The organism is Fibrobacter sp. UWH6, assembly GCF_900142465.1.
Classification (GTDB): Bacteria; Fibrobacterota; Fibrobacteria; order Fibrobacterales; family Fibrobacteraceae; genus Fibrobacter.
In genome coordinates this window covers 128798-142233 of the sequence record NZ_FRAX01000001.1, presented here as the reverse complement: position 1 = coordinate 142233, position 13436 = coordinate 128798, and the positions used below count along the sequence as shown (strand labels likewise).

Below are 13436 nucleotides of genomic sequence, written 5' to 3'. Positions count from 1 at the left end.
CTAGGGCTTACGACCCAAGACTCCAATGCAAAGCTGAGTGTAATGCATAAGCGGATTGGTTTCCAGGGAATCCAGCAAGGAATCCTTGATCTTCTGGTAGGCCGTACCCTGCAAGGGATACTTAGGCAGTTCAATGCCCACCTTAAAGCCCAGTTCACGAACCATGCGATAATACAGATTGGGACGCATCCAGTCGCCATACTGGTAGACATTTTCAAAGCCGGCGTCATTCATCAGCTTCTTCAGCTGGGGCATGGTAAACTGTTTTTCCCAACCGGCAAACCACTTATCCATAGCAATCAGGATATGCTTGATAACAGTGTAAGGATGAACCGTCTGGGGCACGTCACAAAGGCAATGCCCACCATGCTTCACAATGCGGTAGTTTTCCTTAAGCAGGGGCAGCGAATCCTTGAAATGTTCAGCCAGACCCTGATGGAAAACCAGGTCAAAGGTATTATCCGGGAAGGGAGCCTTGAACGCATCGCCGCGAACCAGATGAAGATTGGTCAGGTTTTCCCTTTCACGAAGGGAATTCACAATCTTCAGGCTATTTTCGGCAAAATCCAGGACATAGACTTCGGCTCCCAGGCGGGCCAGTTCCGCGCTATCGCGACCAGTACCGGCCCCCACTTCCAGAACCTTCAGCCCTTCCAGCTTAAAATTCTTCTTAATCGTTTCAATGACCGACGGGGACGAAGGGTAAACCTTGTCCATATCGTTCTTTCTTTTCCAAAACCTGTTCCAGACAGATTGATCGGGTTCTTTAATTGACATAACGAGCTAAATATACGAATTTGTCAAAAAGAAGTGGGCCCCCGATTTACGAATGCAACAAATACGAACATCCTGCCATAAGTCATAAAATAATGACAAATTTTGTTTAAATTTCAAGACAAAACATCTAATTTTTCTAAATTTCGTTACACGTCGTGAAATAAAATGCCCTTTTCGCCCTTTATTTCGCAAAAATTTACACTATTGGCACGCAACTTGCTTTAAAAAATGCGATATTAAAGGAGTAAGGTTTAAACATGCATATTGATTCTACTGATACTACTCTAAAGCGTTACCTAGAAGATATTCGTCGCACCGCTCCCCTCTCCAGAGATGAAGAACAGATTCTTTTCCAGAAAGCAAAAGAAGGCGATAAAATCGCCCGTAAAAAGCTGATCTCTGCAAATATGCGTTTCGTTTTGAAGGTGGCAATCCAGTACCGCGGTTGCCCCATCCCCCTGCCGGACCTGGTTAGCGAAGGTGCTATGGGCCTCGTCCGCGCAATCGAATCTTTCGAACACACCCGTGGCCTTAAGTTCATTTCTTATGGCGTGTGGTGGATCAAGGCTTATATTACCCGCGCTATCAACGAACAGGGCAACCTGATTCGTCTCCCTGCAAACCAGCACCTACGTGTGCGTAAGGCATTGCACGAACAGTCCCGCGGTAAGGAAATCAACGAAGAAATCCGCGAACTTATCCAGATCGGTCAGCGCGGCGTTTCTTTCGACAGCCCCCTGAAGGCAGACTCCAAGGCAACTTACGCCGAAGTGCTCCCCGATGGCGGCGCTTCCAATCCCGAAGCAGAATCCGAAATCCAGAGCGTCGAAGCATTGGCTCGCGACCTTATGGAACAGCTGCCGGAACGCGAAGCAAAGGTTATTACCGGCATCTTCGGTATCAACCAGGAAGCTCCTCAGACCCTCCGTGAAGTGGGCGAATCCATGAACATCTCCCACGAACGCGTGCGTCAGTTGCGTGACCAGGCACTCCGCCGTATCCGCAAGTACAACAGCAAGGAATTCCTCCAGGAAAAGAAAGACGCATTTTTGGCAGCCATTAACAAGTAATGGCCGCTTAGATGCAGGGGCCCCTGCACATCCCCTATGAGGACAATTCTCACTAAGGCAACTAAGTTGCCAAGTGTTCATTAGCCCTAGACCCCTTGGCAGACGATTTTTATCGTCTGCGTTTTTTGTAGGTACTGCCGGCGATCGCTTTGACGCAGGGGGCTCCGCCCACCTCATTGAACAGAAAAGGCTCCCGCGATTTTTGCGGAAGCCTTTTCAATTTTCTAGGACAGCGGATTATTTCTTCTTGCTCTTTTTGCGGCGAACGCCCCACTTATCCTTAATCTCTTCTTCGATCTTCTTGTTTTCATAGCGGACCACCATCTTGAACTGGACGTTGTACACACCAGTTCCAACAAAGCGGCCGTTATGATCCTTGAAGTTCCAGTTCACGAAGACCTTCTTATCGGTTTCCAGGCAGTTGCCACCAAACTTGGGGCTGTTACAGGGAACCGTAATAATGGTGTCATTCACATACTGGCCCAAATGGTCGAAGAAGTTCACGATGAACGAGATGTAGACATCTTCAGGCTTCAGGGAATCCAGCACAGAAGGATCGTAGGAACCATCTACACCGACCTGAGCGCGATCCAGGAGCTGCGGCACGAAGCGTTCACCCAACTGAACCAGCTGACCCAAGGCGCCTTCCTTTTGCAGGTCTTCCTTAGTCGTCGACCCAGGCACATAGCGGAGGTTCACGGAGCTTACAGTCTGGAGAGTGTAGCTCTTATCGCCATCTTCGTCAACGACGCGATCATCATTGGCATCGAAGGTACCCATATTAGTAGCCTCAACCAAATGGTTCAGCAAGCCACCAATAATAACCGGCTGAGGATCGTCGCCAGCAACGTTGCCATAGTTATCCTTAATGGCATCCTTGGCACCCTTACGGACAATCAGGGAGTCGCCCGGCATAATGGTAGATACGCCACCATCCAGAATCAACTTGACAGAGTAGCCATCAGAGGACCATTCCATACGCATGGGATCCAGTTCGATAGTCTTTCCTCCATGAATATAGGAGAAGAAGTCTTCGCCCTTGAGGTTCTTGGTAAGAATCGGTTCAGAGAAGGTCACAATCAAGGTGTCAGCCTTGGAACCATAGCTCAGGAAGGCCTGAGAAACCACAGGAGACATCTTGTCAACCGGAGGCACGGTTTCTTCATTCACGAAGGTTTCATTAAACACGCTGTAGTACGTGTAGATGGTAGCCTCGGGCAGATCTTCGCGAATGCTGGTGACTCCAGAAGCCAGCGGAGTTGCGGCATGAACATCCCAGATGACTCGGGTAGAGTCCTTAGGATCAATACGCAATTCACCAGGCTGAGCCTGCAGCTGAATCAGCAAGCCTCTGCTGCTATACCACGGGAAGGACATGTACACAGACTCAAGATCTGCAGCCGTCAGCTTCTTGTCGAACACGGTCACAATCTGGTCCAGAACGCCGTCTCCATCGGTATCCCAGTATTCCGAGTTCTTTGCAGAGGCAAAGCGGTCCGTTACCGTCACAGGGATTTCACGATCGTATTCATCAGAAGTAATGTACGGCAAGCTGCTGAAGGTCACGTTAGGATACAGAGACACGCTATCCTTCTTGCCGCCCTTGAGATCAAAGGTCTTTGCAACCAGGATCACGATATCCTTTGTAGGCATGTACACTTTCTTAATCTGACCCACGTCGAAGCCATAACGTTCAGCTTCCTGCTTGAGCATAATCAGCATTTCAGGAGAACCAACGTCAGCCGGAATCAGATCAATACTGAACTGCAGGAACAGGGAGTCCATACCGTTAGCATTGCGGATTGCATATGCATCCTTAATCACAAAGCTACCCACTTCAACAATGGAAGATTCTCTACCATAAGTAGCACCCTTACCATCACCGTAGTAAATCAGAGCCTTTGCATCCTTCGGGAATTCGCCCACGGCCGGCAAGCCCTTGACCTTGCTTACGTCAACCAGGATTCGATCCTTGGAATCATTAAGCTTCGGATTAGCGCACTTGATAGTATCCTTACCCAGAACGATCTTCACGCTATCCAGATCATAGTTGCCGGAGAGGGAATCGTTCAGGAGAATTTCCATGTAGTCCAAGGTATTGTTGCCATCAGTATCCTTGATGTAACCGACACGAGCATCAGGAATAGGATCGTAGAAGGTGATGTTGTCGATGATAATCATTTCACCGCCACCTCTAACCTTAATGGCACCACCAGAAACCACCTTATCAGAAGTTACGTAGAAGGTCACGGAACCATCAGAGTTAACCTTGATGGTCTGAGTCTTGGTACCGCCATTTTCCTTATCGATCAAGGCGATTACAGATTCAGAAATAATTTCCAGGGAATCCACATCACCGAAGTATTCCTTCACCTTAGAAGAGTCCAGAGTAATTGCCAGAACCTGTCCAACCTTTGCGGTATTCTTTCCAGAGTTGTATTCCAGATTCAGAGAATCACCCTTGGGCTTATCATTCAGCAGGTAACTGTTACCATTAATTACCACGGAATTCTTAGTACCCGGAGTCGTGGGATTCAAGACGATTACGCTAGCCACGGCAGAGTCACCCTTGTCAAAGTCATCTGCAGAGGGATAGCTTTCGTAATCAGAACCTTCATTCTGGATGTAATCATCAGCACCATAGTAGACTCTGGAGGAGCTGGACTTTCCGTCAACATCTTCACCGGCTCCGATACTTCTGCTAGAAGAGGAATTGCTACCGGAATTACCGCCGTTGGAACCGCTGGAACCATTGTCGCCATTACCGCCATTGGAACCAGAGCTGCCATTGCCACCATTGGAACCGCTGGAGCCATTGCCGCCATTGGAGCCGGAGCTGCCATTGCCACCATTGGAACCGCTGGAGCCATTGCCGCCATTGGAGCCGGAGCTGCCATTGCCACCATTGGAACCGCTGGAACCATTGCCACCGTTAGAGCCGCTAGAGCCATTGTCGCCGTTGGAACCGCTGGAGCCATTGCCACCATTGGAGCCAGAGCTGCCATTACCATTGGAACCGCTGGAGCCATTGCCACCATTGGAACCAGAGCTGCCATTACCATTGGAACCGCTGGAGCCATTGCCACCATTGGAACCAGAGCTGCCATTACCATTGGAACCGCTGGAACCATTGCCACCGTTAGAGCCGGAACTACTATTAGAGTTAGAACTTCCGTTGGAATTGCTAGACTTGCCAGAAGTACTGGAGCCACCCTTAGAAGAGCTGCTTCCACCCAGGCTACTGCTAGATCCATTATAGGTAATCAAAGCAGAACTACTCTGATAGGTTTCTTCGGAAAGATCTTCGTCTGCGCCAGACGTACCACCAGCGCGGTCGACAATAACACCTTTAAGAGGGGCCAAATCGTCCAAAAAGTTGTCAATCCACTGCACATGGATAAGAATATTATCCTTGATCAGCTTTTGGGAATTGCCAACATAGTCCACAAAGACCATGTGGCCTGTGTTACTGGCAACAAACAAATGACCATAGCCATCGACAGTACCCTGGTCAAGGCGCCAACCGGTATAAGCACCATCCTTCGTTCTCGGGAGAGTCAAATTTTCAAGAGTTTCCTCAAAGAAATATTCACGCATATCGATGGTGGCGACCACCTTGGCCTTCAAGGCACCGTTTTCACGGTAGGGCTGAATCTGAACAATCTTGGAACCACCGAATACGAAGATGGTCTTGGAGTATTCATCATAAGTGGCACCATGAGCACCTTCCAAAGAGTCAATCAAGATCTTCGTGCCAAAGGATTTGATGACCTTTTCGCCCACCTTTCCACCATAGGTACCGATATTTCCTTCAGTTACCGTTACATAGGTTGTATCAGTGAAATACCCGAAATAGGCGCCACCCCTTCTCTCTTTAATTTTATCGGCAGTACAATTTTCGTGATTCGGTTCGCAACCACCACCCATATAGTCAGAATAGGTAAAGAACGCAGTTCCATCACCATCCCAAACTATCGTAGCAAGATTCTTATCCTTTCGGCGATTCGAAGCATTCGGTCTAAGTTCAACGTGATAACCCTTAGAAGAGAAGTTCTTCTCGGTCACATCCGTTTCGGTAGAGAACCTAAACAGAGGCCCAGGAATACCCGAACCCCACAAAATCTTCTGGGTAGGATCCATCATCAAGTGCCAAATACCAGAAGTCTCCTGAGCAGGAGTACCTGATTTCACAACACAGTTGTTTCCATTACCAGCAGTTTTGCTCACCTTATAGATGGTCTTCTGTTCCTGACCTGCAACAAGCAAATCACCATCAGGATGCTGAACAATACCGTCGGCACCATGAACACCATCATTGTAAGAACAAACCACCTTCTTATCAGAAGGTTTCATTAGCAGGTAGCCAGCACCGTTGTACTGATAGCTGATACCCTTGACACGGTCACCGACCCCATCATTCTGGTACTTTGTGTAGTACAGAGTAGCCTTGGAAGAGGGATGAGGGACAATGTCACCCACCTGCTGAATCCAAATACCGGTCGCCGGATTTTCCGGGGCGGGCATATTTGCGGCCACAGCGGAACCAGCCGCCATGAGCATAGCTGTTATGTATCTTGTAATCTTCTTCATATCACTACCCTCTGAAATCGTCCCTAGTGCTTAGTTGCGGAAACGCCCCATCTAAAGACTCTTTCAACTTTAAAATCTTCCTCTGCGCCGTACACGCGAATATTAAACTTTGCCAAATAGATACCGACGCCAACCTTACGGCCATTGTCGGAACGCATATTCCAGCGAACATACAACTTATCCGGATTTTCAAGGCAATTGCCGTCAAAGAACGGATCGTCGCAATCAATCTTGCCCGAGGCGTGTCCAACATATGCGCCAAGGTTTGTATACACATACAATTCCCACTTCAATCCGATTTTATCGATATCCACCTTGGATACACCATCAGAACCATTCTTCATAATGGTTGCAAAGCTGACATCCATCAGGACACCCAGAGAAGCCTTCTGTTCTTCGCTCAGTTCAGATTCCACATGGTCAAGAGTAAAGGGCTTTGCTCTTTCGCTCAGTTCTTCCATGCGGTTCAAGTCAGCCATAGAGGTTGTCTTCATAACCACACGAGGATCGCCCTTCACCATCACAGGAGGAGTGACTTCGGCAACGTTATTGCCCTCGAGATCCTTCAAGCCAGAAGTGAAGTTGTCAAAGCGAACAGAATCTGCAGGATTCATACGGCTAGTCAGATCAGCTCCTGCTTCCATCATAAAGGTAACGGTACGTCCACCGTTACTCCACTGAGCGTCACTCAAGTCGTAATGGACCCATTCCCCATCCACATAGAAGGCGAGGCAGTCATCGGTCAAGTTAAAGTTCTTATAATCGATGGGTTCAGAGAAGGTAACGGTAAAGCGATCCGGTTCCATTTCCTGGAAAGACTCAGGATTCAGGAAGGTCGTGGAAATAACAGGCGGCATATAGTCGTGCATTCCACAGAGTGTTTCTTCTTCGGTCTTTTCGCCGTCAATAGTAACCTTATTGATCAGCTTGGCATAGCCATATTCCTTACCCTTAGAAGAAACGGAATCAATAGAAGTCAGCATCGGCTTGATGTTGTACTTATCTGGATCCAGGGCATAACCAACCACCAGTCCATCGTCAGAAATGACCAGGTCATAGATGCTAGTCGGAACAATTTCAACAACATCACCATCCTTATCCAACCAGTAGAACTTCAATTCCAGATTCTTCAAGTCATCTTCTGTAATAGGAGTGCTGAAGCCCAGAGAAACACTATCCATACGGCCGTCACCATCTCGATCATAGAAGCCGTTATTTTCGTTGTCTGCATAAACACGGCCAGCGTTGTCAACAGGAACTTCCTTATTGTTCTTGGACGTAGGCACACCGTCAGCTGAAGTCAGGATGCCGTCGGGGCACTTATCCTTGCCGCAAACGGTTTCAATCTTGATCATGTCACCAACTTCAACCACGCCAGTCTTCACAACGAAGGTCCAGACATTGCCATCCTTCTTGACGGCATTGACATCAATGGCTTCTCCATTCAGGACCAGGCCACGACCAGAAGTCCAGGACTCATCCATGTCCTTGTTGAAACGGACAACCAGGGTGTCAGTCTTGCCATTGCCCTTGATCAGGGATGCAGACTGGATGGCGGCGCCGATGCTATCCTTCAGATCGGTCTTCAGGGTATCGCAGCGGTTGCCCAAGGTGGAACATACATAGGCCTTAACAGCACCGGTAGCGGAATCCTTCTGAAGTTTCACGCTCACATCGGGCAGGCCAAAGATATCTCCATTCTTATTTTCCTTGACATCGCCGGAATACTTCTTGAAAGATTCATCATCAGGCCAGCTGTAGTAGAAGCTGTCCACAGACACAGAATCCATATTGCCGCTGAACCAGGTAGCAATGCTATCGCCAATACCATCACCATCGGTATCATAAATGGCAGCACCGTCCAGAGAAGGCATATCCGGATTCTTGAACTGCAATTCGCCGGGGAACTTCTCATCCACAAGGAACTTGGTCTTGCCAGAGGAGTCCTTACCATCATCAAAGCCACCAAGAGTGAAGGTGGAACCATCGGTAACGGCCTTTGTTGCCACAACCAGGAAGCTGGACTTACCGTTTTCGATTTTCAGACGGACTGATCCATCACTCAAGGTCAGGTCGGAACCACTGGGGCTCAGGAACTTGAGGGATTTGCTATCGCCAAAAGCAGAGAAGAAGAAAGTCCTTTCAAGAGTGGAGTCCGTTCTGTCAGCCTGGGGGCCATAGGGAATAACAGCACGCACGTCAACTTTTACAGTATCGCCAACCTTGTAGTCCAGTTTAGACACATCGGTTATGACCTTACCATCAATGCTGTATTCCAGTTCCGGGGCATAGAAGTTATAGACAAGACTTACAATGGGATCGATATCCGATTCGGAGACTGCAGTACCCAGCTGGAAGTTCTCATAAGCGTAGTGGCCATAAATATTGACTTCGACAACAGAATCCGCACCGGAATTCACAGGAGTGAGATTTTTTATCTGAGTGGAGTCAGAAGCCTTGGTAACGGTCAGAGTGTCAGTGCTAACTTCCTTAGGGATGTAAACCAGGAAGTCCTTGTAAGGGATAGCATTCTTTCTCATGATGGCAGAATCCGGATCCACCACATAAAGCACTGCTGTTCGGGTAGACCAGATTCGGGCGTACTTGCAGCGGACGTCCGGTGTTGCCTTGGGGTCATTCTTGTTGTAGTTGACGCAGTCTACATTTTCGGCAAAGGCCGCTGTCGAGCAAATCAACAGGAGCAATAACGCCCACATAGCGGAGATATGTGACTTAAACAACTGCATCTTAAACCTCTAATCCAATTCAAAATTCAATAACAGGAGAAAAATGCATCCTTCTTTATGCAAATTCTCTTTTACAAAGATATGTTTTTTTTAAGAAAAAGCAAAAGGGGTTTACGCCTTTGTGACTTGAATCTCACGCTATTTTACAGTTTCATTTATTCCAATTCAGAATAGGAATTAGCCAAGTCCGTAACGATTTCATCCATAAAAATCCAACCTCGGCCGCAAAGCTTTAGGCGGTCATGATTTTCCATCGAAACGAACCCCTTCTTAAGCCATTTTTCGTATGAAGAGGGCGGCAGACGCACTCCAAATGAGCTAAGTCCTTGAAGATCAAGGCCTGACGACTGTCTTAATGACAGCCAGAGGAGTTCCATGAGCACATCCTCATCATTTAATTTATCAGTAGTAAGTCGGGATTCCGGTGCCCCCTCACGGACAAAATCCCTCCATCGAGGGTACATCTCCGGTGCATAGAAACGGGTGTTTCCCAAAAAACTATGGGCTCCCGGGCCAAAACCGGCATATTCTCCCCGGGACCAATAGTTCCGGTTATGGATGCTTTCGTAACCAGGGCGGGCAAAATTTGAGACTTCGTAACGTTCAAATCCTTTTCGACCAAGAAGTTCAACGCCGTTCAAGTACATTTCTTCATACAAATCTTCATCGATATTCAGCAGCCCCTTTGACACCTTTTGCCCTAACATAGACCTAGGCGAAACCGTTAGACCGTAAAAACTGATGTGATTCAAGTTAAAATCGGACAGCCGATCCACATCATTCAGGAAACTTCTAACAGTCTGACCGGGAAGATTGAACATCAAATCCCCAGAAACCTGAGCGCCGGAAGAAGTCAACAAGTCAAGAGCCTGGATACCCGCTTCCACAGAGTGGGAACGGCCTATGGTAGTCAACAAATTCCCGTCAAATGTCTGTAACCCCAGGCTAAAACGTCGAACTCCAAGTTCCAAAGCCTTCTCTACCGTATGCTTTCGGGTAGATTCCGGGTTAAATTCCATGGAAACTTCTTTTAGGGAGTCAACATCCACCCCCAAAGACCTCAAACAGCCAAAGATCTGGCTCAGGCAGTCCAACGGAAGAATCGACGGGGTTCCCCCACCAAGGTATAAGGTTTGCGCCGTCTTTAGCAATCCCGGATGGGCGGCATCAAAAAATTCAACCTCACGGCAAAGTAGATCCGTATACTCCTGATAGAGCTTCGGAAACGCAGGCATCACGTGAAAATCGCAATAATCGCAAATTTTCGCACAAAAAGGGATGTGAATATACAGTCCAAACATTTTTTTTACAACAGAATCTACTACTTTTAGAGAAACATTCACTGAAATTTAGATTATATAAGGTATATGGAGAATAACGAAAAGAAGAATTGGAAAAAGAAAATGAGGAAGCGCCTTCCCCTCATTCTCTTTTTGACGCTTTCTACCGTCATTTTCTTCTTGGCATCAACCCTTCTGCTGGACGACTCCTACAAAGACATCGTCATCATTGCCATGATCTGGGCCCTGCCGTTATTCATTCATTGACCGGGATACTCCTATGGCAATGACACGCATGACACAGCGTAAATTCAAGGCGATCTGTTTCTACATCCTGTCGTGGATTGTAGTTTCTATGGGTGCGACGGCCTTGTCTACCTACGGAAACATCGACGGCATGGACCCCACCAGATTGCTATTCATGTTGCAGTTGTCCCTGTTCACAGGTCTGTCCCACGGCATCTACGACGTGGTGATTCTTCAGGACGAAATGGACAGCCGCCCCGTGGCCACGTCCTTGTTAATCCGTTCCTGGTTTTTCTTGTCTAGCATTTGCGTCAACTTGATGCTCTGCATTCTAATCTGGTACATCGACAGCCGCGAAGGTCTTGTTAACGAGAATGCACTGCGCCAGGTACAGGCCGCATTTAAGGAACACGGTAACCAGGTTCTGATTGTCGGCTTGTTCCTCCTGGGCCACTTGATTACATTCGTCCGTTCTGTCCACAAAAAATTCGGATCTAGAGTCTTCATCAACACGGTCCTAGGCAAATACCAGGATCCAGTGGAAGAGGACCTGGTATTCATGTTCATCGACTTGAAGAATTCCACCACCATCTGTGAAGAACTGGGCAACATCAAATACAGCAACTTTATTCGAGACTACTACAAGCTTTTATCGAACTGTTGCGAAGAAAATCATGGAGAAATCTATCAGATTGCAGGCGATGGAGCCTTTATTACCTGGAAAACAAGTGCTTGTCGCAGCAGGGCAAGACCATTGAACTGCTTCTATGACTTCAAGGAATGCCTACACAACACCAAAAGACGCTTTTTGAGACGCTACGGAATTGCCCCAGACTTTAAGGCTGCGGCCCATTGCGGACAAGTGATCGCCACTGAGGTGGGAAACTTCGGAAGTGAAATGGCATACCATGGAGACGTTCTGAATACGACCGCCCGAATCCAGACGCTCTGTTCAAAGTTAGGCCAGGATTTCCTGATTTCGGAAGACCTGTTCGCCAAGCTCCCCCTCCCCTTACCTCACAATTTCATGTGTTCCAAGGCAGGTCTTTTTGAACTTCGCGGAAAGAGAAACGGTACTTTGATATTCTCCTTGCAGCTGCCGGACTCTTTTAAAATCACGGAAGAATAATTTTTCAAAAAAATTAAATAAAATCAGAAAAGACCCTTTACAAGCTAAAAAAAAATAGTTAAATATGGCACACCCCGCGGGAATAGCTCAGTTGGTAGAGCACGACCTTGCCAAGGTCGGGGTCGAGGGTCCGAGTCCCTTTTCCCGCTCGAAAATGTGAAAAGACATCCGAATGGATGTCTTTTCTTTTTTATGTCGTGATGAGGTGGAATCGGGCGCGAGACCCCTCGGGGTCGGAGGTGCAGACAATACTCAAAAAAAAATTAAAGAAAACGCCACATCCCTTTACAAACCTCAAAAAAATATCTATATATGGGTCACCCCGCGGGAATAGCTCAGTTGGTAGAGCACGACCTTGCCAAGGTCGGGGTCGAGGGTCCGAGTCCCTTTTCCCGCTCGAAAACAAAAGAACCACTCGTTGAGTGGTTCTTTTTGCCTTTTTTGCAATTTCGATTTTTGCCGATCCTACAGTTTCCATATTCGTGAAAGACGCTTCCGAAATTGAAAACTTAAGAGCCGACCTTTCTGAACTAAAGGAATGCCTTGGAGAAGAAAACGAAGCACTCAACAAGTTAATTGAGCAGGCTAACCGTATCGGCATCATGAACGACCGATGCCCAATGCTTTCTATCAACGACATTCTCGATGATAGTTGCGGCAAGTTCTATGCAGTGGAACTCCCGGAATCCGAAGCGAATTACATGGAAGTGACAGGAGAAATCCGTCTAGGATCCATGACCATGTCGAACAATTTGGAACAGCGCACCCAGCAAATTGACGCCTGTGCAGAAGCCCCGTCCGCTGCATACAAGATTAGCTCAACTAAAGAAAACTAAACTCACAGCCTTAATAAAAAAGCCCAGGATTTAATCCTGGGTTTTCTATTCAAATAAATCCGGGTGTTCCTGCATTTCGTCCAGCTGAATCTGATGAAGGACGGCACGGCCCTGAGTCAAGCTGCTCTGGACATCGATAAGGCGCTGATTCCTGGAACCACGGAACTTGAGACTAAGGCTGCGTTGGGCCAAAACGAAGGGCCCATCCACCAGGATATCCGCAAAGGTCAGCAGTTCCATGCAATCCGGACGCTGTTCCCGGTGCGCGACGATGTACTCATAAGTATAGCCGGTGAAGACGACCAGATTCAGCCCACGTTCCTTGATTTCGCGGGCCAGGGGAACCAGAGTGGCCGCCTGTTCCATAGGATCGCCACCGCTAAAGGTAACACCATCCAGCAGAGGGTTCTCTTCGATCATGGAAAGGATTTCCGCCAGGGAAATCAAATGGCCGCCATTGAAATCATGGGTCTGGGGATTGTGGCATTCCAGACAATGGTGCTTACAGCCCTGGGTAAAGATGGAAAAACGAATGCCGGGACCGTCTACAAAGGATTCCGCCTCGATGCCAGCAATTCGGAGATTCTTGCCCTCAAAACCTTCGGGCACGGGCAAGCCCAAATCTTCACGATCTTCTTCCTGATAGTCCATCTTTGCACCTTTACATCCGACGAATATTCAACAGGGAGCCTTTACAATTTACGGCTCCCTATCTCAAAGATACAAAAAAAGCCCACGGGTACCCTTACAAAACGCAAGAA

General features: G+C 47.8%; 9 protein-coding genes and 2 tRNA genes. 6 read left to right on the top strand and 5 right to left on the bottom strand.

Features of this window, described 5'->3' with window-relative positions; genetic code table 11:
- Complete coding sequence (locus tag BUB73_RS00615) at positions 1 to 717, bottom strand: class I SAM-dependent methyltransferase (protein WP_254794841.1); 717 nt, start codon at positions 715 to 717, stop codon at positions 1 to 3.
- 317 nt (positions 718 to 1034) lie between these two features.
- Between BUB73_RS00615 and BUB73_RS00610 the strand changes: the two genes are divergently transcribed.
- Positions 1035 to 1847 (top strand): sigma-70 family RNA polymerase sigma factor, encoded by an 813-nt coding sequence (locus BUB73_RS00610; protein WP_073155865.1) that lies wholly within the window; start codon positions 1035 to 1037, stop codon positions 1845 to 1847.
- A gap of 237 nt (positions 1848 to 2084) precedes the next feature.
- On the opposite strand, the gene BUB73_RS00605 is transcribed toward BUB73_RS00610, so the two are convergent.
- The 3 genes from BUB73_RS00605 to hemW all read right to left on the bottom strand — a co-directional run bounded on the left by BUB73_RS00605 (position 2085) and on the right by hemW (position 10485).
- Entirely contained in the window at positions 2085 to 6437 is a 4353-nt protein-coding gene (locus BUB73_RS00605; protein WP_139259069.1) for a hypothetical protein, read from the bottom strand.
- Positions 6438 to 6460: 23 nt separating this feature from the next.
- Positions 6461 to 9184 carry a hypothetical protein gene (locus tag BUB73_RS00600; protein ID WP_139259068.1) on the bottom strand — a complete coding sequence of 908 codons (2724 nt, stop codon included), beginning with the start codon at positions 9182 to 9184 and terminating at the stop codon, positions 6461 to 6463.
- Positions 9185 to 9339: 155 nt separating this feature from the next.
- The gene (hemW, locus tag BUB73_RS00595) at positions 9340 to 10485 is read right to left on the bottom strand and encodes a radical SAM family heme chaperone HemW (protein ID WP_073233649.1); all 1146 of its coding nucleotides are present in this window, start codon (positions 10483 to 10485) and stop codon (positions 9340 to 9342) included.
- A 102-nt stretch (positions 10486 to 10587) separates the two neighbouring features.
- Between hemW and BUB73_RS17125 the strand changes: the two genes are divergently transcribed.
- The 5 genes from BUB73_RS17125 to BUB73_RS00570 all read left to right on the top strand — a co-directional run bounded on the left by BUB73_RS17125 (position 10588) and on the right by BUB73_RS00570 (position 12675).
- A complete protein-coding gene (locus BUB73_RS17125; RefSeq protein ID WP_158535411.1) occupies positions 10588 to 10731 on the top strand; it encodes a hypothetical protein in 144 nt (47 codons plus the stop codon).
- A gap of 13 nt (positions 10732 to 10744) precedes the next feature.
- Positions 10745 to 11839, top strand: coding sequence for an adenylate/guanylate cyclase domain-containing protein (locus BUB73_RS00585; protein ID WP_073155852.1), 1095 nt, complete (start codon positions 10745 to 10747; stop codon positions 11837 to 11839).
- 76 nt (positions 11840 to 11915) lie between these two features.
- Positions 11916 to 11988 (top strand) — tRNA-Gly (locus BUB73_RS00580).
- Between the two features lie 175 nt (positions 11989 to 12163).
- Positions 12164 to 12236, top strand: a tRNA-Gly gene (locus tag BUB73_RS00575).
- An 85-nt stretch (positions 12237 to 12321) separates the two neighbouring features.
- Complete coding sequence (locus BUB73_RS00570; protein ID WP_139259067.1) at positions 12322 to 12675, top strand: hypothetical protein; 354 nt, start codon at positions 12322 to 12324, stop codon at positions 12673 to 12675.
- Positions 12676 to 12720: 45 nt separating this feature from the next.
- Here BUB73_RS00570 and nrdG read toward each other — a convergent pair whose 3' ends face one another.
- Positions 12721 to 13326 carry an anaerobic ribonucleoside-triphosphate reductase activating protein gene (gene nrdG / locus BUB73_RS00565; protein ID WP_083539584.1) on the bottom strand — a complete coding sequence of 202 codons (606 nt, stop codon included), beginning with the start codon at positions 13324 to 13326 and terminating at the stop codon, positions 12721 to 12723.
- Positions 13327 to 13436 lie beyond the last annotated feature (110 nt).